The sequence below is a fragment of the Curtobacterium sp. 320 genome (assembly GCF_031455235.1).
Classification (GTDB): Bacteria; Actinomycetota; Actinomycetes; order Actinomycetales; family Microbacteriaceae; genus Curtobacterium.
In genome coordinates this window covers 42,479-66,216 of sequence record NZ_JAVDSI010000012.1, presented here as the reverse complement: position 1 = coordinate 66,216, position 23,738 = coordinate 42,479, and the positions used below count along the sequence as shown (strand labels likewise).

Genomic DNA, 23,738 nt, shown 5'->3' with positions numbered 1-23,738 from the left:
CCCTAGCCCGCGGTGAGGTCGTAGACCGTGACCCCGCCGATGGTCGACGCGGTGAAGGTCGACTCCACCCACGCCGAGATCTCCGACGCCGCGTCGCTGCCGCCGTTCGACCGTCCGACGCTGCCGGCGATGAAGTAGTGGATCTTCCCGGCAGCGACGTCTGCCTGGAATTCCCCGAGGGTGGGTGACGGGTCCGAGCCGTTGAAGCCGCCGATGGGCATGACCGAGGCGCCCGTGGCGAGCTGGTAGGTCGCGGCACTGTTCGAACCGATGGTGGCGGCGACCCAGGTGTAGTCGTCGGCGTCCTCCAGGAGCGCCTTCCGCAGCGTCGAGGAGACCTCGGTGGACCCGCCGAGCAGCCCACCGGCCCCGACGAACCCGCCGCCACCAGCACGCCCCGTCCCGGTCCCGCCACCGGTCCCGGTCCCGCCGCCGGTCCCGCCGGCAGTGCCCGCCCCACCCGGTCCACCGGTCCCGCCGGCCGCGCCCGTCCCACCCGGTCCGCCGGTCCCGCCGACGCCACCCGCGCCTCCAGGGCCGCCGCCAGCACCACCGAACCCGCCGCCACCGCGGGCCCCGCCACCAAACCCGCCGCCACCGAACCCGCCGCCCGCGACGGTCGGTCCAGCCGAGGGCAGCGCCCCGGTGTGGGCGGTCGTCACCGTGTCGATCGAGTACGCCGTCGGTCCGAGCAAGCCGGTGACGACCGCGCCGACGACCGCGACGCTGCCGACCGGACGGGACCACCTCGCGAGCCGGCCGCCGTGCACCGGCACCAGCACCGCCGCCGCCGTCACCACCCCGACCACGAGCACCACCCACCGGATCCACGGCTGCCACCCCGACGCCGCCGTGAGCAGGTGCCACTGCCACACCACCGTGACGACCACCGCGAACGCCGCCGTCCCACGCCACCACCACGACGCGCGCCGCTCCCACAGCACCCCGGCGCCGATGCCCACGAGCCCGGCGATGTACGGCGCGAGCGCGACCGTGTAGTAGGGGTGGAAGATCCCGCCCATGAAGCTGAACACCAGCCCGGTCACGAGCAGCGACCCACCCAGCGCGATGACCGTGGCGAGGCGGGAGCGAGCAAGCGACGTCCGCTGCCGGAACCCGATCGCGACGAGCGCCGCCACGAGGAGGACCAGTGCGGTGGGCAGCAGCCAGGTGATCTGCCCGGCGAACTCCGACCCGAACAGCCGCAGCAGCCCGGTGGCGCCCCAGGAGCCGGCTCCGGCAGTTCCGCCGCCCCCGGTCACGCTGCCGGTCTCGTCGCCGGTGACCCGTCCGAGGCCGTTGTACCCGAAGGTGAGCTCGAGGAACGAGTTCGTCTGCGACCCCCCGACGTACGGGCGGGACGACGACGGCACGAGTTCCACCACGGCGACCCACCACCCGCCGGCGACGACCACGGCGAGGGCCGCCCACAGCAGGTGCACGACGCGCTTCACGAACGGCAGCGACGAGCAGGACAGGTACACGCCGACGAGCACGGGCAGGATGAGGAACCCCTGCAGCTGCTTCGTCAGGAACGCGATCCCGACGGCCACGCCGGCCAGGACGACCCATCGCACACGTCCGCTCTCGACACCGCGCAGGACGAGCCAGAGCGACAGCACCATGAGCAGCGTGAGCAGTGCGTCCGGGTTGTTGAAGCGGAACATGAGGGTCGCGACCGGGGTCGTCGCGAGTGCGGCGCCCGCGACGAGCGCGGCCCCGGCGGAGAACCGCCGCCGGACGATGACGTACAGCAGTGCCACGGTCCCGACGCCCATGAGGGCCTCCGGCACGAGGATCGCCCACGAGTCGAGGCCGAACAGGCGTACGGACAGCTCCATCACCCAGAGGAACGCCGGCGGCTTGTCGACCGTGATCGAGTTGCCCGCGTCCGAGGAGCCGTAGAAGAACGCCTCCCAGCTCTGGCTCCCCGCCTGCACCGCTGCCGAGTAGAACGCGTTCGCGTACCCGTTCACCCCGAGGTTCACCAGGTACAGGACGGCCGTCGCGACCAGCAGGCCGAAGAAGGCAGGACGTTCCCACCGTGTTCGCTGGACGGCGGGTGTGCGGGAGCTGGTGCGCATGGTCCCAGCGTCACCGGGTCGGCTTTCGGCATCCGTTGGCAGCGCTGTGGAAGCGCCGGGAGGCGCGGCGTGCGTCCGCCGGGTCGGGTTCCGGAACGGTTCGGCACGCGTCTGCCTGGAGTTCGCCTCCGCGACACCGCGGCTTCGTAGCGTCCCGAGCATGCGCCTCACCGGTTCCGTCGTCGCGGTCGTCCCGGCCCGTGCGGGGTCGAAGGGCATCCCGGGCAAGAACCTCCGCCCCGTCGCCGGGCGCTCCCTGGTCCGTCGCGCGGTCGAGTCCGCCCGAGCAGCGACGACGATCGACACCGTCGTGGTCTCGACGGACGGCGACGCCATCGCGACCGAGGCCGTGTCCGCCGGCGCCCGGGTCGTCCGGCGTCCGGCAGCGCTCGCCGGGGACGAGGCCTCGTCGGAGTCCGCGCTGCTGCACGTCCTCGACACGCTCGCGGCCGCCGGCGAGGAGCCCGACGTCGTCGTGTTCCTGCAGGCGACCTCGCCGTTCATCGACCCGGCCGACCTCGACGCCGCCGTCACCCGGGTCCGCGACGGCCACGCCGACTCGGTGTTCGCCGCGGCGCCCTCGCACGCGTTCCTCTGGCGGATCGGCGACGACGGCTCCGCCAGCGCCGTGAACCACGACCAGGCCGTCCGCCCCCGGCGGCAGGACCGCGAGCCGGAGTTCCGCGAGACGGGCGCGTTCTACGCCTTCCGGGCCGCCGCCTTCCGCGAGCACCGCCACCGGTTCCACGGCCGCGTCGAACTCGTCGTCGTCGACGGTGCCGGAGCGATCGACGTCGACGACCCGGCCGACCTCGCGCTCGCGTCCGCCCTCGCACCACGGCTCGACCCTCCCGCACACCGGTCCGACGAGCACGCACCAGACCACCGCCCGGCCACCGAGCCGCACGTCCCCGCACCGAACGGAGCACCATGACCGTCACCATCGGCACGTCCACGATCGGCGCGGGCCACCCCGCGTACCTCATCGGCGAGATCGGCCTGAACCACAACGGCGACGTCGACATCGCCAAGCGACTCATCGACGTCGCGGCCGACGCCGGGCTGCAGGCCGTGAAGTTCCAGAAGCGGACGCCGGAGATCTCCACGCCGGAGCACATGAAGCAGACGCCGCGCAGCACGCCGTGGGGCGAGATGACCTACCTCGAGTACCGGTACCGCGTCGAGTTCGACCGCGACCAGTACATCGAGATCGGCGACCACGCGACGCTCCTCGGGCTCGACTGGTTCGCCTCGCCGTGGGACGAGCCGTCGGTCGCCTTCCTCGAGGACCTCAACGTGGTGGCGTACAAGATCGCCTCGGCGTCGGTGACGGACCTCGGGCTCCTGGCCGAGGTCGCCGCGACCGGCAAGCCCGTGATCCTCTCGACGGGGATGTCGACGCTCGAGCAGATCGACCGTGCCGTGGAGGCCCTCGGCACCGAGCGACTCGTGCTCATGCACGCCACGTCGACGTACCCGCTCCCCGCCGAGGAGGCGAACCTGCGGATGATCGACACCCTCGCGAACCGCTACGCGGGCGTCCCGGTCGGGTACTCCGGCCACGAGCCCGGGCTGCAGATCTCCATCGCCGCCGTGGCGCTCGGCGCGACGGCCGTCGAGCGTCACATCACGCTCGACCGCACGATGTGGGGCTCCGACCACGCTGCGTCGCTCGAACCGCACGGGCTGCAGACGCTCGCGCGCGACGTCCGGATCATCGAGACCGCGCTCGGCGACGGCGTGAAGCGGGTCATGCCCGGCGAGCGGGCACCGCTCGCGAAGCTGCGCCGCGTCGGGGCGTGACGGGCGGCGACCTGGACGCGACCGGCGACGGGGGCGAGCCGAGTGAAGGACGGGAGGCGCGCCTCCCGTCCGACGCCCTGCCACGCGTCCGACGCGTGGTCGGTCTGGTCGACACCGACTCGTTCGCGAAGTGGGGCGCCCACCTGCTCGCCACGGCACCCGCGCACTGGGACCTCGAACTGCTCACGGTGGCGACGCCGCGATCCGCGAGCCGCGCGCAGCTGCGGTCGTCGTTCCGGGGGCTCGACGACCGGCTGGCGCACCTGGCCGCGGCGCCGCCGGAGGCGCTCGAGGTCGACGCCATCGTCGAGCGGCTCCGGCAGGACCCGCCGGACGCCGTGCTGGTGTCCCTGATCGGACCGGTGGCGGAGCTCGTCATCGAGGAGGTCCACCGTCGTGTGCCACGGCGGCCCGTCCTCGTGACGGGGCTGCCCGGGATCTCCTACCCGGCGAAGTGGAAGGGCGTGTTCTTCCGGGCGCGCGCCGACCTGTTCGTGCTGCACAGCCACCGCGAGGTCCGCGCCTACGAGGAGCTCGCGACCGAGGGCGGCGTCGAGCCGCACTTCGCGCTCGCGACCCTGCCGTTCGCGCGGCCGTCCGGAGCCGCTGCGAGCCGCGACGGCGCTGCGATCGTCCGCGACTCCGTCGTCTTCGCCGCACAGCCGAGCGTCCCCGCGGAACGTGCCGAGCGGGAGCGCGTCGTCGGGTGGCTCGCCGAGACCGCCCGTCGGCACCCGGAGTGGCGCGTGGTGATCAAGGTCCGTGCTGCCGCCGGAGAGCACCAGACGCACCGCGAACAGGACCCGTACCCGGACCTCGTGCCGACGGACGCGCCGGCGAACCTCGTGGTCGAGAGCGGGCCGATGTCCGCGCATCTCGACCGCGCGGTCGCCCTCGTCACGATCAGTTCGACGGCCGTGCTCGAAGCGGCGGCCCGGGGCATCCCCGCGCTCACCCTGACCGATTTCGGCATCGGGCGGCACCTCATCAACGAGGTGTTCGTGGGCAGCGGGCTCGAGGGCGACGCCGTCGACCTGGTGGACGGCCGGTTCGGGACGGTCCGGGAGGAGTGGATGCACGACAACCACTTCCACCCGTATTCGGAGAACGACTGGGCCGACCGGACCGAACGGCTCATGGAGTCCCGCGATGCCGGGGTCCTGCGCGACCGACCAGCGGCACGCCGGAGTCGCGGTGGCGTGCTCCGTCGGGCCTGGGAGCGGAAGAACGCCCTCGGGCCGGACGACCGGAGTGTCCTCGGTGCCGTCGCGCTGGTGATCGGGGCGCCGGTGCGGGCGCTGAAGCGGGTCGTCCGGCGGGTGCGACGGGTGGTGCGACCGGCGGAGGTGCCGGTGTTGCTCGCGCCGACGAGTCAGCGTGTCAGTGGGTCCGGGTCGGGCAGGGCCGCGTCCGGAGGGGCCGCGTCCGGAGGGGCTGCGTCCGGAGGGGCTGCGTCCGGTGGTGGCCCGTCAGACCGCCTTGGCGATCGCGAGGAGCAGCTGGTCCCGGGTCGGGACGCCGGGTGACCGGAAGACCTCGGCACCGTCGTCCCGCCGCACGATGATCGTGGGGGTCGACCGGATGCCGAGGTCCTCCGCCTGGTCGGGGTGGTTCGCGACGTCGCGCTCGGTCACGTGCAGCCCGGGGACGAGCTCGGACGCCTCGGCCGACACCCGGCGGGCGGCAGCGCACGGGGCGCAGAACGAGGACGTCCAGAGATCGAGCTGCATGTGGTCCTGCAACGCGGGCGCGGCCGGATCTACTCCCGGCGCGGCGCGGCGCGGCCTGGCGCGGCGCGGCGCGGTTGCTTACTCGCGGTCGAACTCGCCGCTGCGGTCCCCGCGGTCCGCGAGGTCGTCCACCGGGTCGGACTCCCCCGGCACGTACTCGAACTCGGCCGAGGTCTGGTCGAGCACCTGGCGGGACTTCGTCATTCGGTAGGTGAACGCGGTCTGGAGTCCCTCGACGTCGGCGAACACCGTGACCTCGTCGTCCAGCGCGTCGCTCGTGGCCGTGCGGGTGTCGGTCGTGCCGTCGAAGGGTCCGCCGTGGAAGATCGCGGTGTACTCGTCGCCTTCGTGGATGGTGATGTCGCTCATGCATCCCTTCTACCAGGCACCGCCTGTTGACACATTCATAGCCTCGCTATATAGTTTTGCTATGGAATCACCGCGTGAACAGACGATCGAGACGCTCCTCGTCTCCGTCAACCGCCTGATCCGCACCGCAGCGCAGGCGACGGGGAACACCACGTCCTCCGCCGTCTGGCGCACGCTCGGCATCCTCGAGACCGACCAGCCGCTCCGCCTCGGCGAGCTCGCTGCCGCCTCCCGCGTCGCGCAGCCCACGATGACCCGACTCGTCGCGGGCATGCTCGCCGACGGGCTCGTGTCCCGCAGCGTCGATCCAGACGACTCCCGCGGGCAGCTCATCGAGCTCACCGACGCCGGCCGTGAACGCCTGACGTCCTGGCGGGTCACCCTCACCCGGACGGTCGGCCCGCTCTTCGCCGACCTGTCCGACGACGAGTGGGACACCCTGCACGACGCCGTCGAGGTCATCGCCGCCCGAACCTCCACCGCCACCAGAACGGAGACCCACGCGTGAACGCCCACGCACCCGCCGCACAGTCCGGCAGCATCCTCAAGCAGTCATCAGCGGTCTGGGCGATCGCCTTCGCCTGCGTCGTCGCCTTCATGGGCATCGGCCTCGTCGACCCGATCCTCCCCGCCATCGCCTCGTCCCTCAAGGCCACTGCGGCGCAGACCGAGCTCCTCTTCACGAGCTACCTCGCCGTCACCGGTGTCGCGATGTTCTTCACCAGCTGGGTGTCCAGCCGCATCGGCGCGAAGAACACCCTGCTCATCGGCCTCGCCCTCATCGTGCTGTTCTCGGTGCTCGCGGCGACGTCGAACAGCGTGTGGACGATCATCGACTTCCGCGCGGGCTGGGGTCTCGGCAACGCACTCTTCATCTCCACCGCACTCGCGACGATCGTCGGGGCAGCCTCCGGTGGCACCGCGTCCGCGATCATCCTGTACGAGGCGGCGCTCGGCCTCGGCATCGCCGTCGGCCCGCTCGTCGGCGGCCTGCTCGGCTCCGTCAGCTGGCGCGGCCCGTTCTTCGGCGTCACGACGCTCATGGCCATCGCGTTCATCGCCATCGTCACGCTCCTCAAGACGAAGAACCTCGAGAAGCCCTCGCCGACCAAGCTCTCCGCACCGTTCCGTGCGCTCGGTCGCCCGGCACTCGCCGCCCTCGCCGTCACCGCGCTCTTCTACAACATCGGTTTCTTCGTCCTGCTCGCCTACACGCCCTTCCCGCTCGGCTTCGGCGCACTCGGCATCGGCTTCACCTTCTTCGGCTGGGGCGTCGGCCTCGCGATCACCTCGGTCTGGGTCGCCCCGATGCTCACCGCACGACTCCGCCGCACCACCGTGCTGAAGATCGCGCTCCCGCTGCTCGCGCTCGACCTGTTCGCCGCCGCCGTGGTCGTGCAGTCGCAGGTGGGCCTGATCATCTGCGTCATCATCGGCGGCCTCGTGCTCGGTGTCCTCAACACCGTGCTCACCGAGTGCGTCATGGAGGCCACCGACCTCCCCCGCTCCGTCGCCTCGAGCGCGTACTCCGCGGTGCGCTTCATCGGCGGTGCGATCGCCCCGCCCGTGGCCACCCTGCTCGCCGACCAGTTCGCCCCGTCTGCCGCGTACGTGTTCGCCGGGCTGTCCGTCGCCGTCGCGTTCGTCGTCGTGGTGTGCACCACGCGCGTGCTGCGCCGGGTCGACGACGGCGCCGAGCCCGAGCCCGTCGAGGCCGAGGCCATCGCCGCCGGCGAGATGGCGTAGCCCCGGCGGCTGCGGGCGGCGCCGGCGGCGCCGGCGGCGCGGCTGGCCGCGCTCCGCGCTCCGCGCTCCGCGCTCCGCGAGCGGGCGAAGTACGTCCCGCTCACCCGCCGCACCCAGCACCTTCCGCCCGCTCGCGCGCTCACCCGCGCGAGCGGGCGTTCTCCGTCCCGGTTGCACTCCGCACCCCGCGCATTCCGCCCGCTCGCGGATTCCTGGGTGACCGCCTGGAGGCGCGGGTCGACCCCCGAGACCGGCGCCGCGCCTCCAGGCACTCGCGCTCACCCCGCGCCACGAGCGGGCGAAGAACGCCCGGACCGCACCCCGCAGCGCGCACATACCGCCCGCTCGCGCACCCCGCGCCACGAGCGGGCGGAAAACGTCCCAGCCGCGCGCCTCAGCGCGCACATACCGCCCACTCGCGGGCCGCGCTGGGCCCGCACCACGAACGGGCGCGGTCGCGCGGGCGGAAAGCGACCCCGCCCCGCCGCGGAATAGGATCGACACCATGGCAACTGCGAACGACCGCCTCGTCTGGATCGACTGCGAGATGACGGGCCTCGACCTCGAGGTCGACGAACTCGTCGAGGTGGCCGTGGTCGTCACCGACTTCGACCTCGTCCCCGTGCACCCCGGCTTCGACATCGTGATCAAGCCCGATCAGTCGGCGCTCGACAACATGAACGAGTTCGTCACGAACATGCACACCACCTCGGGGCTGCTCGAGGAGATCCCGAACGGTGTGAGCCTCGCGGACGCCGAGTACCAGGTGCTCGAGTACATCCTCGAGCACGTCCCCGCCGAGGGCTCTGCTCCCCTCGCGGGCAACACCATCGGCACCGACCGGTCGTTCCTGTCGAAGTACATGCCCCGCGTCGACGGACACCTGCACTACCGCAGCGTCGATGTGTCGAGCATCAAGGAGCTCTGCCGCCGCTGGTTCCCGCGCGTGTACTTCAACGCGCCGGAGAAGCACGGTGGTCACCGTGCCCTCGCGGACATCCTCGAGTCCATCCGCGAGCTCGAGTACTACCGCCGTGCGGGCTTCGTGGCCGAGCCCGGCCCCACCTCGGACGACGTCAAGGCCGTCGCGAGCGAGGTCGTCGCCAAGTGGGAGCCGCGGCTCGCGCAGTAGGACACACCGCCTGCGGCGCGTCCAGGAGGCGCGGCTCGCCCCTCGTGTTCCGACCCGCCTCCGGCATGTACTACTATTGAGTGGTCGCGCCGGTCGCCCGGTGTGCACATGGTGGATATAGCTCAGTTGGTAGAGCGCCTGGTTGTGGTCTAGGAGGTCGCGGGTTCGAGACCCGTTATTCACCCCAATAGGCAAGCGGATGTAGGCCCATGTCGGAGGTTCCGGCTACATATGGGGCTACATCCGCTTCCTTGTTTCACCGCGGATGCCTGATCTGAAAGGCATCACCATGGCGAGCATCCAGGCCCGTCGCCGCACCGACGACACGATCTCGTACCGAGTCCAGTTCCGCGTCGACAAGCAGATGCGCTCGAAGTCCTTCGCCGACCCAAAGGGCGCACAGCAGTTCTCGGACCTCATCGACCGAGTCGGGGCGATCGCGGCGCTCGCCGTTTGGGAGACACGCCAGGAGCGCACCGCCGGCGTCCCCACGTTCCGAGAGTGGACGGAGCGGTACCTCGATGAAGCCTCGGGCATCCTCACCGGCATCGAGCCCGGCACTCGAGCGGGCTACCGTGCCATCGCCAAGCGCTCTCTGAACACGATCCTCGGCGACATTCCCGTCGACGCCGTCACGCGTCAGGACATCGGCCGGTGGATCTCCTGGCAGGAGGCACAGCCGTCCGTGCGCTCGCGGAAGGCCAACGGCCTCGTGTCTGCGAAGACGGTCCGGAACTACCACTCGCTGCTGTCCGCGATCCTCACGGCGGCGGTCGAGGCAAAGTACCGCCCCGACAACCCTGCACGGGGAGCGCGTCTGTCGCGTGGGCAGAAGCACGAGGCGGTGTTCCTGACGCCGAACGAGTTCGCGGTCCTGCTGCACTTCATCCCGCCCTACTACAAGCCCCTCGTGGCGTTCCTCGTCGGCTCCGGCACTCGCTGGTCCGAGGCGACCGCCCTCGAGAAGCGTGACGTCAACCTCGACGTCGCCCCGCCCACGGCGCGCGTGACGAAGGCGTGGAAGAAGGGCGGCCTCATGGGGCCGCCAAAGTCGGAGAAGGGCCGCAGGACCGTCGCACTGTTCGCGGAGATCGTCGCGTTCCTTCCCCTCGACGGCGAGGGGTCGAGCCTGCTCTTCCAGGGCGTGCAGAACGGCGGCCGGCTCTGGTACGCGCCGTTCAAGAACCGCATCTGGGACCGGGCTGTCGAAGCTGCGAACGATCCCGCCCGGTGCAAGGCCGCCGGGCTGACGCCGCTGGGCAAGCGCCCGACACCGCACGATCTGCGACACACGCACGCGTCATGGCTGATCGCCCGCGGCACGCCTCTCCCCTACGTCCAGGCGCAGCTGGGCCACGAGAAGATCACGACGACGGTGGACACGTACGGACACCTGGTCCCGGAGGCGCACGCGCAGCTCGCCGCGATCATGCAGCAGACCATGGCGCACGTCCTCCCTTCGCTCGAGCAGTAGACGCGGTGAAGCGCAGCGCTTCACTCCGTTGAAGTGAAGTGCTGCGCTTGTCGGCGGTGCGGCGCATCATCGTCGGCATGGCCGAGCACAAGTGGGCACCTCCCGAGCACCAGGACGTCCCGATCTACGCAGCCGAGTCGATGCCGCTCGACAGCATCGGGAGCCCGGAGCCTGTCGACCCGCCGCAGCCCGTGACCGTCCGTGACCTCCGCTTCGACGCGATCGGAGTGCTCCCCGAGGTGAAGGCGTTCGCCGTCGCCCGCTCCGACGTCGCCGTGTACGTCGAGATCGCGTGGCAGGGCCGCCTGCAGCGAGCGTGGGTCCCCCGCGACACGGTGACCACGCGCAAGCTCGCACCGCGGCGGGACTGATGGCGCGCCGGCGACGCGACCGCTGGTCCCTTGGTCCACCGTTCTCACTCCCAGAGCTCGCGCGCGGCGGCCCCGAGGTTGATCTGCCGACGCCGGACCCTGTGCTCGCGTGGCTGCAGTACCCGGATCGGATACTCGAGGTCGAGGCGCGGGTGATCGCGTACACCGAGCGCGCGGTGCTGGTCGAGTGGGGCTTCGGGCAGGCAGCCGACTGCGCCTGGGTGTGGCGAGATGCTGTCAAGCCTGTTGCACCCTAGCGGTTGTTGTGTATACTTGAAACACAACAACACAGGGAGGAGGGGATGCGATTGGAATCGCAGCAGTCGTGATCGCGGGTCTCGGCCTGGTCTTCCAAATCACGAAGTGGCTGGTAGAGATGAAGCCGAACCGCCGAGCACGACACCGGAAGTGAGAAAGGGTGGTCCGAAGCACCGCAAATGCCTCGGGCCACCCGCTCCCGGGATTCTACGCACCCCACCTCACGAACAGGAGGAACCGATGATCACGAAGATCCTGCGCACCCGCGCAGGCCAGACCGCGGCCGCCGTCGGCATCATCATCGCGGTCGCGTCCGTCGTGGCCGGACGGTACTGGCCGATCATGCTTGCCCTGTGGGCGGGGTGGGCAGTCGTGTCCGTGCTGTCCGTTCGGCAGGAGGTCCGCCGTGGCTGACCTGCACGAGCTCGGCACCAGGCGAGGCGAGCTGCTCGACGAGCTCGAGCGTGTCACCGAGGAGATCCGCCCCGTCGCCGTGCAGGCGGTGCGGGACGGCTCCGCGAAGTTCTACGTCGCGAAGGATGCCCGCGTAACTCGGCGCACCCTCGACCAGTGGCTGGCGGCAAGCGAGAGTGAGGGCGAACCAGGGTTAATCAGTCGGTGACCGGACTTCATGCCGCTGCAAGCGAACTGACTTTGACTCGGGGTTCGCGACCTGCCATGATCACCAAAGCGAGCCATATGGCGGGCCCGCACTGTCTGTCACAGTTGCTCCCGGCCTGAAACCGACGGAGCACTGGGGGTCACGAGTGGGCGACGGCTGGAAGTTTCCGTCGATGTCGCCCTCCAAGCTGAAGAGCTTGCTGTTCGCGCTGGGATATCGAACTGAACCCGGCGGAACCACAGGCAGCCACGAGTGGCTCAGTTGCGAGGGCCGACCACGTCTGCGTTGGGCGTTTCACGACTCGAAGAGGGAGCTTTCCCACATCGAGGTGCGTAACGTACTGATCAAGCAGGTTCTGCTGGAGAAAGAGGAGGCGAGAGCACTTGTCCAAGGTCGATGAAGTGCACGCTGTTCTGACGGAATACGGCCAGTTCGGCTGGTCCGTGAACAGCCCGCAACTGCCGGGACTTGTAGCGGGCGCAGCGACGATGCAGGAACTGTCCGATGACCTGTTCGACATCGCAGTCGCGGCAGGCATGGATCCGCACGGGTCGATCTTCGAGTATGAACAGCACGTGATCGAGGTCGAGGATCGCGTCTTCGCGGTGCGCGTGAAGGCCGACTACGCCGCGCACGAGCGGGTCGAGATCGCGTCCGACGTTATGGAGCACATCGCCTCGGACGGTGGACTGCGTGCGTACACCACAGAAGACGACCTCGGCGACACAGTGATCGTGGTTGCCCTGCCGACCGATCGAATCTCGGACGTGACGTCGTCGCTGGACGATTCACAGCCCGCGACGATCGCCGTGCAGCTCCCCGGTGAGGACAGCATCAGCTACACGGGCATCGTGCGCGGGAAGCCGCGAGACACGCATGCCATCCGCCTGTCCGACGTCGGGTTGGACGACCAGTCCACGGTCGCGGACCTGTTCGCACGCCTGATGGAGCGCATCGGATCGACGGCGGCGTCTGTCGAGCGCGAACTCGTCCTGGCATAGCAACGACGAAGGCCCCCACCAGTCACCTGGTGGGGGCCTTCGTTGGTGCCGCCGCCCGCGACGTAGACTGCCCACCATGGTCAGGGTGTCGAAGCGGGATCGATCGGCCAACGTCTGGATCGTCACGGGGATCGGAGGAGTATCCGTGGTCCTCCTAGTCGGATTCTTCTGGGCGATCGCGTCGGGGCAGCTGCACTACTAGCAGACGCCGGCATCAGCCGCCCGCCCTCGTCTCGTGGGTTCGACAGACGGCGGCGCGCCCCGCGGATGAGGGCTAGTCACGACGCTGAGTCGGCTCTACGATCAACGGCATGACGACCTGGATGACCCCCACCCGCTGGCGCATGCCCGCGTTCGCCCAGCTCGCCGGCGCGGTAATCCTGCTCCTCGCATTCGGCGGCCTGGCCATCTGGGGAGGCACCGCCAGCATCACGGCCGCACTGTTCATCGGCATGCTCGGTGTCGTCATCTGTGGGTACCTGATCGTCGACGGCGTCAACACCATCGAACGCTCCGACCGACAGCGCTCCCGCGAAGCCGACGCCGAAGCGATCGCATCCGCAATCCACAAGCGCGGCTAGGACGAAACGACGAAGGACCCCCACCAGTCACCTGGTGGGGGTCCTCGTTCGTTTCAGCGGCGCTCGCCGCGTCCGAGGCGGACGGTGATCTCGGGGCCGCGTCTGCGTTCGATGATGAGCACGACGAGCTGCAGTGCCTGGATGAGCGCGATGACGGAGTACAGCAGCAGCGCCAGCCAGCCGAGCCCGTCCGACGTCGCCGAGGGGCTGCCGGTTGCGTTCGTCGCGATCAGTCGCCGGGCGGCGATGAAGAGCACAACTGCGGGGAGGGAGCCGAAGTTGAGGAAGAACGATAACCCGAGCAGCGACCGATACCAGGGCGACCCGACGCCGTAGACGGTGAACGTCACGAGCGCGAGCGCCGCCGCGGCGTAGGCGGGCACGTTGGCCCATGTGTTGAGGACCTCGTCCATCAGTGTTCCCCTCGTACGATGCGACGCACCTTGTCGGTGTAGTGGTTCTGCTCGCGGCTGCTTCGGATCGCGGCGAGTGGTCCTGTCCGGACGATGTCGAGGAGGGCGTCGATCCGCTTGGACGCGGAGCGTGCTTCCTCTCGTGCACGGCGGGCTTCTTCCCGCCCGGCGGTCTGCTCGTTCATGGCTTCTCCGCAGCTGCGTCGATGGAGCCCAGCAGGTGTGTGGTGAGGCCGCCCATCTCGACGGCGAACTCGCGGAAGCCCTCCTCGGCCTTCTCGCGTGCTTCTCGCTCATCGGCCGCGGTCTGCTTCCACTCGTCGCGGGACTCCGTCATCGCGGCGTAGCGTTCGTCCTTCTCCTTGAGCACCTTCGAGTGGAACTTCTCGAGGTCCTCGACGCGCGATCGGTGGTCGGCGATTGTGAGGATGCGCCGGGTGGCGAAGAGCCCGACGATCAGCAGCAGGCCGCTGCCCTGGATGATGTCCGAGACGGAGAGGGTGCCGCTGAGCCAGCTCCAGACGCCGTCCGGCGCGGTGTCGGCGGTGGGCACCGATGCTGCGAGGATCCACTGCACGATGCCCACCCCCGGGTTGTAGAGCACGGCCTACTGCGCCGTGGTGGTGTCGTCGCCCTGCTCGGTCCGGTAGTCCGTCGTCGACGGGGCGAACTGTGCCGGCTGCAGCTCCGACTTCTTGGCGGCCGCGGTCTCCTTGGCGACCTTCCGCGGCACGGAGCCCAGGCCGATGACGGTCAGCCAGGCGTTGACCTGCGGGATCGCGATGATGGCGGTCAGCGCGGAGTTGATCGCGACGGCCTGCACCGCGACCGCGGTCAGGCCGGTCGCAGCCGGCCACTGCCCCTGCACGATCTGCACGATCTGCGGGACGATTGGCAGCGCGGTGAGGATGGTCGTGAACGCGGTGCGGAGGACGCGCTGGCCCTTGTGCCAGATATCCTGCACGTCGAACTTCTTTGGCTTGGTGAGCTCGTGGTCAGCCATCAGCTGTTCTCCTTCGGTGCGGTGAAGATGCCGGCGCGGACGCCGAGGTTGAACAGGCCGGACGGGCCGACCTTCCGGAAGAAGCGCTCGTTGAGCTGGTCGAGGCGACGCTTGGCGATGCGCCCCTTGCCCTTGAGGACGATGGTGAGGTCGGTGACGTCGTCCTTCTCGGTGACGGGCTCGGCGACGCCGGTGAGCATGTTCTCGAGGTAGTAGTTCTTCGTGGTCGGGTCCTGCAGCAGTCGGATCATGTCCTCTGTCTCCGCGATCGTGATCAGGGTGTTGGTGGTGCTGGTGGGTGCGGTGCCTGCGACGCGCTCGGCGGCGTCCGGGTACGGGGCGAGCTGCTCGGCGCGGGTCGCCATCTCGTGGTGCCAGGGCTCGCCGAAGTTCACGCCAGTCCACGTGCCGCCGCGGGCCTCGACGAGGGCGTGAAGCTTCGCGAACTCGGTCGTGGTGAGCGCACGGTTCGTGCCGTCTGGCATGGTGATGCCGAAGTCGATCGCGTTGCCGTGCAGCACCTCGTCGTGGCGAGACGTGAACGGAAGCGCGACGACGATCGCCAGCGCGACTCGGTGGAGCCAGAGGTACGTCTGCCGGGCGCGGGAACGCATGCCCTCGTTGACGGACAGTGCCCCGGTCGCGCCGCGGTCCTTCTGCCAGGCGTTGAAGTCCGCGATGACGGACAGCACCTGCAGGGCGATGCGGGCGGTGGCGACGAACTGCTCGACGCCGCGGAGGTCGCCGTACGACGACGGCCCGACGCTGAACTTGCCCATGCGGGCCTCCTCATGAAGAAAGCCGCCCCGAACGGGACGGCTCAGCGGGTGGTGCGGGGTCAGACGGCCTTCCAGGCGGCCTCGAAGACGTCCTTGTCCTGGGCGAGCGTTTCGCCGTAGAGCTGCCAGACGTAGGACGGGTACCAGACCTCCGCGGACGAGCCGGGCCCGTAGATCGCGGCCCAGAGCTTCCCGTCGGGGCCGACGGTGCCGCCGACCTTGTCGGCGATGTCGGCAGCGTTCGTGCCGTCGTAGAACTCGGCCTCGATGCGCGGAGGACGCTGCTCGAAGGTGGCCATCACTTCTCCTGGTTCGTGTCGGGGGTCGCGGTCGTGGCGGCGCGCTCGAGCGCCGCGATCCGGCGTTCGTGGTCCTGCAGGACCGGGATGGTGGCGAGCGCGAGCAGCTCGTAGTGCACGCCGTCGGGTATGGGCTTGCCGGCGTCGTCGAGCTTGAGGCGGTCGAGGTAGAGGAGGTACTCCTCCTCGCCCTCGTACTGCTCGGTGACGGGGTTGCCGGCGTCGTCGAGGGTCGGGTTGCCGTCCTCGTCGAGGACGGGCTTGGTGAGGGTGGCGGGCCGGGTGCGGGGCTCGGTGTAGTTCTCGCGTTGGTAGACGACGAACTGCCAGAGGCCGAGGGCGTGGAGCTGCTCGGCGATGACGCCGACCTCGGTGGCGACCTTGTAGCTGGGGCCGACGTAGTCCTCGAAGGTGGGGTCGTCGCGCTTCCGGATCTCGGCGATGTAGTGGTAGTGGACGACCTCGATGGCGAGGATGGCGTTGACGTCCATGTTCGCGGGCTCGATGTCCTGCTTGAAGCGGCGGGACGAGGACGCGGTGCCGGCGCGGCCGGTGGCGGACTCCCACCAGCCGGCGACCCGGGTGCCGGACATGACGTACCCGGGTGCGCCGGTGGCGTAGAGGTTCACGCCGCGGAGGTCAGCCGAGGATGCGACGGAGCCGCCGCTGACGGCTCCGGTCGCGGTGACGGTGGTTCCGCTGACGCCGCCGGACGCGGAGACGGAGGATCCGCTGAGCGGTCCGGAAGCGCTGACGCCGCCGCCGGTTGCGGTGATGCCGCCCGTGGCGGAGACGCCGCCGTTCACGCCGAGGTTGCCGCCGACGGTGAAGCCAGCTCCGGTGGTGCCGCCGCTGGTGATGTCGGACGCGGCGTGGTTGTGTGCCTTCGCCGCGAACCGGCCGTCCGCAGTCGCCTTGTCGTAGAACTGCCCCTGGATCTGGGCGAGGATGCGCGTGTAGAGGTCGTTGATCGACTTCGCGAACGACTGCGCGACGGACGCGAGTCCTTCGCGGATCTGCTGCTCGACGTTCTGGACGCGCTGCGGCGTCTTCGACTTGCCTGGCATGTTCACCATCAGGCGTCGGGTCCTTCCAGTACGGGGGTGACCTGCTCGAGGCCGGACAGGTCGAGCACCCACCCGGCGGTGCGGACGACGCCGCTGATGCCGCCCGGGAACGCGCGGACGAGGTCACGGTCGAACCGGTCGAGGCCGCCGACGACGTAGCCGATGTCGTCGCCTTCGGACCAGTCGACGCCGAGCTTCGGTGCGTTCTCGACGGCCGCGGTCAGCGCGAGGGTGAGGGTGCCGCCAGCGATCTGCGCGGCCCGGGCGCGGGCGTAGGAGTCGAGCTTGTCGTCGAGATCGTCGATGCCGGTGTCGGGCGTGAACCGGTCCTCGAACGTGGGCCGGTTCGGATCCGGGACAACGACGTGGTCCGACTGCGGGCGGGACGCGCCGGACGCGGTGGAGGTCGCCATGATGTCGTTCGCGCCGTTGCCGTCCGTGTAGTCGCGGTCGAGCGACACCGACGACACCGGGCCCGGGATCTCGAACGTCGCGGACGCACTGTGCCCGGCGGCCACGCGAGTGCCGAGGCTGGTGCCGGAGATCCGGAACACCGGCGTGTACGTCTGCCCGGAGTCGAGCGTCTCCCAGTTGATCGTCCACTCGGGTCCGCCGTCGAGGGCGGACAGTGCCTGCAGCGCCGACAGGACCGTCTTGTCGGAGGTGTCCTGGTACGACTGGTCGGTCACTACGCCACGGGACGCTCCCTCGACGACGATGCGCATCGGGATGCCGCCGTTGGATCCGGTGAGGACGAACCGCTGCAGCAGGTCGATCGCGATGTCGACCGCGCCGGTCTGGTCGTAGTCGACGTCGCCGACGAACCGGCGAGAGAGATAGCCGGTCTCATACGTGGCAAGCGAGATGGGCACCTTGTCGGTGTGGTCCGGGTTGGTGTGGACGATCATGCCGCCCCAGACGGGGATGCCGCTGTCCTCGTCGACGAGTACGAGCGCGGCCCCACCCTCGAGGATCGCGCGCGGCCACTCGGGTGGTGTGTCATCGGTCAGCGGCAGGTTCCCGGAGGCGGTGGTACCGGCTCCGATCTGCTTGGACACCTGCGCGCAGTCGAAGTCCGGGAGCTCGGCGAGCACGCGTCCGGTGAGCGTTGCGACGGAGAGCCAGGAGTACACGCGTGCCCCTTACTGCTCGGCGAGCCAGTAGATGCCGTCGAGCATGATGTACGTCGCGGTGCCGCCGGTGATGCGGTACACGGTGAGGTTGCCGGTCGTCGGGTCGATCGAGAGCATCACCGAGACGCCCGCGTTGGAAGCGCAGGTGAAGTACGCCAGCTGCTTCGGTCGCTGGCCCGCTGGGAAGGTCGCCAGGCGGTCTCCGACGGAGACGTTGTTGCCCGAGTTGCGGTTGATCTGCCCGTGCAGGTCCAGTCGCTTCACCGTCGCCCCGTGCACGCGGTCCTCAGCCGCCTGGGACGCAGTGCTGTTGTACCCGCCGGAGAGCGACGGCAGCGCCGTCCACCCCGTGTCGGTGAAGCCCGACCCCAGCACCCACCCGGTGCCGCTGTAGCGGTACAGACCGAGCGCGAAGGTGGTGTTGTCCGCGTTGGCGGTGAGGTCGGCGTACATGCCGGCGTACGCCGGGAGCGCGTTGAGCTCGGCGACGCTGCGGACGGGGACGATGCCGCCGGCGGCGGTGAGCGTCTGCGCGACCCACGTCACGGTGGCCGCGCCGCCCGCCGTCTTCGACGGCACGTTGATCTGCGCGATCACGAACCCACGCGTCGGCGTCGCCGGGGCGGTTGGGTTCGCGACCGCAGCACCGGCGAGGTACTCGACGGTGAACGACGGCGTGCCGCCGTTGCCCTCGGCGGGGTCGTTGATCAGCACGTAGATGATGTCGACGCGCGGGTTGTTCTGGTCGGCGGCAGTGAGCGCCTTGGTCACGTTCGCGTCCGACGAGAACAGGTACCCGCCGGCTTCTGCTGCGGCCTGCACGTCGATCGCGCCGGCGAACGGGGCGACGGTGACCGTCGTACCCGCCACGGTCACCGTCGACGCCGGAGTGCCCGGGCGAACGCCGGAGCGCAACCCGAGCGGGCGGTTCGGGGTTGCGCCGGCGAGCGGCACACCGGCGGTCGTCTGCCGCAGGCTGCGGCCGTCGTAGGCGGGGTTGCCGGTGACCGCTGCGATCGGCCAGATCCTGTAAGCCATCAGTTACCTCCGCGCGTCAGCGCCAGGCCGGGACCGCTGAGACGGTCAGTTGGGAGTTGGGGTCGTACTGCGCGGCGGTGAACGCCCAGGTGTTGTCGCCCGGGTCGAAGGCCGACCAGCCGCGGGAGGTGATGTACCCGGCGCGGTTCGCTTGCCCGTTCGCGAGGACAGTGCGGGCGTCCATGTCGATGAGCAGGAACTCGCCGGCCTGCAGCACCAGCGAGCTGGAGAACACCAGCGCCTTGCCCGTGGAGGCGTGGGTGATGATCGGTCCGACGCAGGGCCCATCGACGCGGAGGACGACAGGTCCGGAGTCGTTGCCCGGGTTGACGAGTCCGACCTGCCCCGTCACGGTGACGGCGTCGATGGTGAAGGGGATCGTGAACGGGATCGTGAGTCCGCCCGACGTCGACGGCAGCTTCGTCGAGCCGGTGACGGCTTCGCCGAACTTCCGCCAGTCGGTGGACGCGACCTGGATCGACCAGGTGCCGATGACGTCGGTCTCCCAGCCGGGGAGGACGTCGTCGGACTGCTGCACCGTCACCCACCGGGTGGTGCCGGCGTACGTGACGACGAGCGTCCGGTCGACTCCCGCGGGGATCGCGTCGTTCAGCCGGTCGAACGCGTCCGCCAGCGCCGCAGCGTCGGGAGCGTAGATCCGCCCGGACGCGGCGATCGACCGAGCACCGGAGTACCCGGTCGATCGCCACCCGCCGGACTGGCGCGGCTTCTGCGTGATCTCGGACGTCGACTTCGTCGCGCCCATCCACCCGTCGAACTTCTCGATCGACCAGTCGACGCCGAACTCGTCGATTTCGCCGAACGGGATCCCGCCGAGGGTGAACGACAGCTGGTCGGTGTCGAGCATCAGACGTACTCCGCATCCTCCCGCCGCTGGATCGCCTGAGCGACAGCGGTCGGGTCCTGAACCGACAGGTTGTAGTGGTTGCCCTCGCGGTGAATCACCCGCTCCGGGCCCTGCCGGACGAACGACACCGCATTCGGCGTCATGTACTGCAGGGGCCGGCCGGAGTTGATCTGCTCAAGCAGCGCCCGGTGCCGATCGGCGGCACCGGCTCGGACGACGAACTCGCGGCCGTGCACGATGCCCGCGACGTCGTTCACGCCGTACGCGCCCGTGTAGCCGCCGGAGGCGTAGCCCGGGACGCCGAGCGCCCGGCCGATGACCTTCTGCAGCTTCCGCGACTCGTCGGTGATCGCCCGAGTGATGCCGGACGCGTTCGTCTTCGCTTCACGCAGCTGCCGTTCGGCGGCGTCGATCAGCTTCCCGAAGTTCGCGTCCGCGACCTGCGACCCGATCGCCGTGGACGTCGACTGGACGGCGGCGTACTGCTTGTTGATGTCCGCGATCTGCGACTTCGACGCCGCCGCGAGCGACCGCGCCAGCGGCATGCCCTCGTCGACCCCGAGCGACGCGATCTCGTTCAGCAGCGCCGGCGCGATGCCGTTCTTCTGCAGCGTCGTCAGCAGCCCTTGGAACACCTTGAGCTTCGCCGCGCGGTTCGTGTAGCTCCGCAGCAGCGACGACGCCGACCGGGAGTCCCCGACCGACACGTCCGACAGCTTCGACTGCACCGCCGACGCCATCGACGTCGCGGACGACTTCAGGTCCGTGAGCTTCGACGATGCCTTCTCGACCGCCGCAGCAGCCGACGTCGACCGCTTCTCGAGCGCGAGCATCTTCTTCTCGGACTGGTCAGCAACACGACCGACCGCGTCCCGGAACTTCTCCGGGAAGCGGGTGTCCGTCGCCAGGCTGAACGCCCGCTGCACCGCGTTGGAGCCAGTCAGCTGACCGGTACGCATCGCGGTGTTGAAGTCGTACACGTCCGACCAGCTCTTGCGCCTCGCGGCAGCAGCCCGGTACTGCGCTGCCCGGGCGGCCTTGAGTCGCTTCTGCCGCTCCTTCTCCGCGGCCGCAGCGGCCTTCTGCGCCTTCGACACCGACCCACCCGAGGCGAGCTTTGTAACGTAGCCGCCGGATGCGTACCGCGCAGCGTTGATCTGGTCGAACGTGTGCACGCCGTACTTCTGGACTGCCGCTGCCCGGATGACGTACTCGCCGTCCGAGAGCATCGCGGGGATCGAGTCTGACGTCGACGTGCCGGGGCCCGAGATGTACCCGCCGCCGGCCTTCTTCTTGGGCAGCATGACGCCGGCACCCTTGCCCGGAGACCCATCGGCGACGACGTTGTTCGTGACCGTCGTGACCGTGATGGTCTTCGAGTTGATGCTGTTCAGCTTCGTCTGCAGCTCGGTCAGCTTCGCGCGGGCGTCCGCGATCTCCGCGCGGAGCGTCGTGGACTTCGACTTCGGGACCGTCGAGAGCTTGGCCTCGAGATCCTTGATCTTCTTCTGCGCGTCGGAGATGTCGCCCTTGAGCTGCGTGACCTTCGATCGCGGGACCGCCTCGACTGCCTTCTTGGCCTTGTCGGCGTCGCTCTTGCCCTTCTCGAATCCGCTGGACTCCAGAACGGTCTTCACGTTGCCCGGGATGAGCTTGTACCGGTCAGCGGCCTCCTTCGCCGCACTGCCGGACATGCCGAATCCCTCGGCCGCCTTGATTGTCGCGTCGCGAGCTTCCTGCATCTTCGCGGCGACTTCGTCGGTCGAGGCACCGTTCTCGTAGAGCGCTCCGGCCGCGGCGATGCCGTCCTGAGCGATCTTGCGGAGAGCATCCCCGTTGGCACGACCCTTCTCCGTGTGGTCGTCGAGGGTGCGCCCGTTCTCCTTCAACGCCGCCGTGGCATCGTCGATGGCCGCGCGGAAGTCCGACTCAGTCGACTCGGCATCGAACTGGGTCGACCCGAAGTTCCGGATCTGGTCCGCGAGCTTCGAGATGTCATCGTCTGCCTGCGACGCGACACCGGACAGCTCGGCGAGCTGCTTGTTCTGAGCAGCGGTGGAGTCCGCGGCGAGCTGCGCCGCGAGCTTGCCCTTACCCTGCGCCAGGTTCAACAGATCCTGCTCGCTGGCCGTCTTGCCGGCCGACGCCGCGAGCGCCTCGAGCTGATCCTTGTAGGGGCCCATCCGGTCCAGCAGCTGCTTTGCGGTCTCCTTCCCGCCACCCATCTGCTTGACGAGCGTGTTGAAGCCATTCGTGGCGGAACCGAAATCGGACTCCGCGGTCGTCGCGAGAGTCGTGCCCATCTGCTTGAACTGGGCCTCGAACCGCTTCGCTGTGTCCGCGGTGTGCATCAGTCCGAAACTGAGGCCGTCCGTGAACTTCGAGAAGTTGATGTTCAGGGCGTCGTCGTTCAGCGCCTTCAAAGCTCCCCGAGCGGTGGTGACCTTCGAGGAGATCGGGTCGAAGCCGACTGAGCTGCCACCGACGAACTGCTGGTTCAGTGACTTCGGGTTGGATGCCGTCATCGCGGCGTTGAGCTTGCGGAGCTGCCCCTCGGAGAGTTCCGCCTCGGAGCCGAGATTGGCGATTGCTGATGTGACCGCAGCGATGCCCAGGATGAGAGTCGTGCCGCCGAGGAACCCTCGGGCGACGGTCCCACCGGTCATCCTAAGGTCCTTCATCGCGGCCTTCGCGGCTGCAATTTTCGGGACCAGGGAGAGGAAGCCGCCCCCAGCGAGCGCTGTGGCAGCGACCAGTGCGGTGAGGCCGAGCCCCAGGCCCAGGAGTGGCTCTGGGGCGTTGCCGATTGCCTGCACGAACCCGGTCGCGTTCTGCGTCAGCGAGCGGAGCATCTCGTTGGATGCGGAACCCGACTTGATGAGTCCGGACTCGAGGGCTGCCCCGAGCTTCTTGACGTCGCCGTTCAGGTTGTCGGTCTTGCCTGCTGCCTGCGCTGCGGCGAAGCCTGCTGCGTTGACAGACCGGATCCACTTTTCGTTCTTCGCTGCGCCGTCGTTCATCAGGATGTTCGCGGCGCGGATGGCGTCGGAGCCGAAAATGATGCCGAGGGCGGAGTCGCGGGATGCGGAGTCGACGCCCTTGAACCCGGCCTCGAGCTGGCCGGCGAGCGCGGTGATGCCGACGAAGTCGCCCTGCGCGTCGTACGCGCTGATGTGGTACTTCTTCATCGCGTCGGTGGCTTGCTTGGTGGGCGTCGCGAGCTGCAGGAACATCTGCTTGAGCGAGGTTCCGGCGTCGGAGCCCATGAGGCCGTTCTGGGCGAACTCGGCGAGGGTGCCGACGGTCTCGTCGATGCTGAGACCGAACTGATTCGCAACGAGACCGGACTGCTGCAGCGCCTGCCCGAGCTGCTCGACGCCGCCGAGTGCCTTGTCCGCGCCGGCGGCGAGGAGGTCGGCGATGTGCGGGACGTCCTTGCCCTTGAGCCCGAACTGGGTCATCGCGGACGCGGCGATCTCCGTTGCCCGGCCGACCTCGATCTGACCGGCCGCAGCGAGGGAGAGGGCACCCTTGAGTCCGCCGCCGAGGATGTCCTTGACGGAGATGCCGGCCTTGACGAGCTCAGTCTCAGCGTCCGCCACCTCGGTCGCGGAGAAGCCGATGCCCTGCCCCATGGTGAGGGCGGCGTTGCGGAGCCGGTCCATCTCGGACGCGGTCGCGTGCGACAGGGACTGCACCTGCGACATCTGCGCGTCGAAGTCGGCGAACGACTTCACGGCGATCGCGACGGCGGCCGCCGCGGCGACGCCGATCGTGGTGATGCCGGCACCGACCTTCTCGAACGCCTGGTGCTGCTTCTCGAGCTTCTGCGCGGCCGTCGCGGTCTGCTCCGCGGCCTGCCGGACCTTGGCCGAGTTCGTCAGGAAGTTCGAGACCTCTGCCCGGATGGAGACGGATACGACGCGGTCAGCCATCGGGGGATCTCGCTTCCTGCTGTTCGGTTGTG

Annotated in this window: 26 protein-coding genes and 1 tRNA gene; 13 read left to right on the top strand and 14 right to left on the bottom strand. The window is 69.4% G+C overall.

From position 1 onward, the window contains the following. Nucleotides 1-2 precede the first annotated feature (2 nt). Nucleotides 3-2,084: a glycosyltransferase family 39 protein gene (locus J2X60_RS15165; RefSeq protein WP_309888646.1), complete on the bottom strand. Its 2,082-nt coding sequence runs from the start codon at nt 2,082-2,084 to the stop codon at nt 3-5. Between the two features lie 160 nt (nt 2,085-2,244). On the opposite strand from J2X60_RS15165, the gene J2X60_RS15160 reads away from it, so the two are divergent. Genes J2X60_RS15160 through J2X60_RS15150 form a run of 3 tightly spaced genes read left to right on the top strand, consistent with a single transcriptional unit; the run spans nt 2,245 to nt 5,413 of the window. After that, a complete protein-coding gene (locus J2X60_RS15160) occupies nt 2,245-3,018 on the top strand; it encodes an acylneuraminate cytidylyltransferase family protein (protein ID WP_309888644.1) in 774 nt (257 codons plus the stop codon). Further along, nucleotides 3,015-3,887, top strand: coding sequence for an N-acetylneuraminate synthase family protein (locus J2X60_RS15155; RefSeq protein ID WP_309888642.1), 873 nt, complete (start codon nt 3,015-3,017; stop codon nt 3,885-3,887). Before J2X60_RS15160 ends, J2X60_RS15155 begins: the two co-directional genes overlap by 4 nt. Then, nucleotides 3,884-5,413: a DUF6716 putative glycosyltransferase gene (locus J2X60_RS15150; protein ID WP_309888640.1), complete on the top strand. Its 1,530-nt coding sequence runs from the start codon at nt 3,884-3,886 to the stop codon at nt 5,411-5,413. Before J2X60_RS15155 ends, J2X60_RS15150 begins: the two co-directional genes overlap by 4 nt. On the opposite strand, the gene J2X60_RS15145 is transcribed toward J2X60_RS15150, so the two are convergent. After that, nucleotides 5,357-5,617, bottom strand: coding sequence for a thioredoxin family protein (locus tag J2X60_RS15145; protein ID WP_092384087.1), 261 nt, complete (start codon nt 5,615-5,617; stop codon nt 5,357-5,359). The genes J2X60_RS15150 and J2X60_RS15145 overlap by 57 nt on opposite strands. A 78-nt stretch (nt 5,618-5,695) precedes the next feature. After that, on the bottom strand, nt 5,696-5,986 hold the full coding sequence (locus tag J2X60_RS15140; protein WP_071295918.1) for a hypothetical protein: 291 nt from the start codon (nt 5,984-5,986) through the stop codon (nt 5,696-5,698). 61 nt (nt 5,987-6,047) lie between these two features. Between J2X60_RS15140 and J2X60_RS15135 the strand changes: the two genes are divergently transcribed. The 10 genes from J2X60_RS15135 (at nt 6,048) to J2X60_RS15090 (ending at nt 13,171) form a co-directional block, all read left to right on the top strand. Then, nucleotides 6,048-6,494, top strand: coding sequence for a MarR family transcriptional regulator (locus tag J2X60_RS15135; RefSeq protein WP_309778983.1), 447 nt, complete (start codon nt 6,048-6,050; stop codon nt 6,492-6,494). Then, nucleotides 6,491-7,732 carry an MFS transporter gene (locus tag J2X60_RS15130; RefSeq protein WP_309778982.1) on the top strand — a complete coding sequence of 414 codons (1,242 nt, stop codon included), beginning with the start codon at nt 6,491-6,493 and terminating at the stop codon, nt 7,730-7,732. The genes J2X60_RS15135 and J2X60_RS15130 overlap by 4 nt, the downstream gene beginning before the upstream one ends. 505 nt (nt 7,733-8,237) lie before the next feature. Next, nucleotides 8,238-8,864 (top strand): oligoribonuclease, encoded by a 627-nt coding sequence (gene orn, locus J2X60_RS15125; protein ID WP_092384091.1) that lies wholly within the window; start codon nt 8,238-8,240, stop codon nt 8,862-8,864. Nucleotides 8,865-8,975: 111 nt separating this feature from the next. Then, a tRNA-His gene (locus tag J2X60_RS15120) sits at nt 8,976-9,051 on the top strand. A 102-nt stretch (nt 9,052-9,153) separates the two neighbouring features. Beyond that, entirely contained in the window at nt 9,154-10,338 is a 1,185-nt protein-coding gene (locus tag J2X60_RS15115; RefSeq protein WP_309888637.1) for a site-specific integrase, read from the top strand. A gap of 77 nt (nt 10,339-10,415) precedes the next feature. Next, a complete protein-coding gene (locus tag J2X60_RS15110; protein WP_309888635.1) occupies nt 10,416-10,709 on the top strand; it encodes a hypothetical protein in 294 nt (97 codons plus the stop codon). Nucleotides 10,710-11,207: 498 nt separating this feature from the next. Beyond that, nucleotides 11,208-11,381, top strand: coding sequence for a hypothetical protein (locus J2X60_RS15105; RefSeq protein WP_309888633.1), 174 nt, complete (start codon nt 11,208-11,210; stop codon nt 11,379-11,381). After that, nucleotides 11,374-11,589 (top strand): hypothetical protein, encoded by a 216-nt coding sequence (locus J2X60_RS15100; RefSeq protein WP_309888630.1) that lies wholly within the window; start codon nt 11,374-11,376, stop codon nt 11,587-11,589. The genes J2X60_RS15105 and J2X60_RS15100 overlap by 8 nt, the downstream gene beginning before the upstream one ends. A gap of 383 nt (nt 11,590-11,972) precedes the next feature. Then, nucleotides 11,973-12,590 carry a hypothetical protein gene (locus J2X60_RS15095; RefSeq protein WP_309888628.1) on the top strand — a complete coding sequence of 206 codons (618 nt, stop codon included), beginning with the start codon at nt 11,973-11,975 and terminating at the stop codon, nt 12,588-12,590. A 311-nt stretch (nt 12,591-12,901) separates the two neighbouring features. Next, entirely contained in the window at nt 12,902-13,171 is a 270-nt protein-coding gene (locus J2X60_RS15090) for a hypothetical protein (RefSeq protein ID WP_309888626.1), read from the top strand. Nucleotides 13,172-13,224: 53 nt separating this feature from the next. On the opposite strand, the gene J2X60_RS15085 is transcribed toward J2X60_RS15090, so the two are convergent. The 11 genes from J2X60_RS15085 to J2X60_RS15035 are packed head-to-tail and all read right to left on the bottom strand — an operon-like array spanning nt 13,225 to nt 23,706. After that, complete coding sequence (locus J2X60_RS15085) at nt 13,225-13,584, bottom strand: hypothetical protein (protein ID WP_309888624.1); 360 nt, start codon at nt 13,582-13,584, stop codon at nt 13,225-13,227. Continuing rightward, complete coding sequence (locus J2X60_RS15080) at nt 13,584-13,769, bottom strand: hypothetical protein (RefSeq protein ID WP_309888622.1); 186 nt, start codon at nt 13,767-13,769, stop codon at nt 13,584-13,586. The genes J2X60_RS15085 and J2X60_RS15080 overlap by 1 nt, the downstream gene beginning before the upstream one ends. Then, nucleotides 13,766-14,170 (bottom strand): hypothetical protein, encoded by a 405-nt coding sequence (locus J2X60_RS15075; RefSeq protein ID WP_309888620.1) that lies wholly within the window; start codon nt 14,168-14,170, stop codon nt 13,766-13,768. The genes J2X60_RS15080 and J2X60_RS15075 overlap by 4 nt, the downstream gene beginning before the upstream one ends. A gap of 21 nt (nt 14,171-14,191) precedes the next feature. Continuing rightward, entirely contained in the window at nt 14,192-14,587 is a 396-nt protein-coding gene (locus J2X60_RS15070) for a hypothetical protein (protein WP_309888618.1), read from the bottom strand. Beyond that, entirely contained in the window at nt 14,587-15,366 is a 780-nt protein-coding gene (locus J2X60_RS15065; protein ID WP_309888617.1) for a hypothetical protein, read from the bottom strand. The genes J2X60_RS15070 and J2X60_RS15065 overlap by 1 nt, the downstream gene beginning before the upstream one ends. A 59-nt stretch (nt 15,367-15,425) precedes the next feature. Beyond that, nucleotides 15,426-15,665 (bottom strand): hypothetical protein, encoded by a 240-nt coding sequence (locus J2X60_RS15060; protein ID WP_309888616.1) that lies wholly within the window; start codon nt 15,663-15,665, stop codon nt 15,426-15,428. Then, a complete protein-coding gene (locus J2X60_RS15055; protein ID WP_309888602.1) occupies nt 15,665-16,741 on the bottom strand; it encodes a tail fiber domain-containing protein in 1,077 nt (358 codons plus the stop codon). Before J2X60_RS15055 ends, J2X60_RS15060 begins: the two co-directional genes overlap by 1 nt. Further along, entirely contained in the window at nt 16,741-17,865 is a 1,125-nt protein-coding gene (locus tag J2X60_RS15050; protein WP_309888600.1) for a hypothetical protein, read from the bottom strand. The genes J2X60_RS15055 and J2X60_RS15050 overlap by 1 nt, the downstream gene beginning before the upstream one ends. 9 nt (nt 17,866-17,874) lie before the next feature. Then, nucleotides 17,875-18,903, bottom strand: a complete 1,029-nt coding sequence (locus tag J2X60_RS15045) for a hypothetical protein (protein ID WP_309888599.1) — start codon at nt 18,901-18,903, stop codon at nt 17,875-17,877. 16 nt (nt 18,904-18,919) lie between these two features. Next, nucleotides 18,920-19,771: a phage distal tail protein gene (locus J2X60_RS15040; RefSeq protein WP_309888597.1), complete on the bottom strand. Its 852-nt coding sequence runs from the start codon at nt 19,769-19,771 to the stop codon at nt 18,920-18,922. Beyond that, nucleotides 19,771-23,706: a phage tail tape measure protein gene (locus J2X60_RS15035; protein ID WP_309888595.1), complete on the bottom strand. Its 3,936-nt coding sequence runs from the start codon at nt 23,704-23,706 to the stop codon at nt 19,771-19,773. Before J2X60_RS15035 ends, J2X60_RS15040 begins: the two co-directional genes overlap by 1 nt. Nucleotides 23,707-23,738 lie beyond the last annotated feature (32 nt).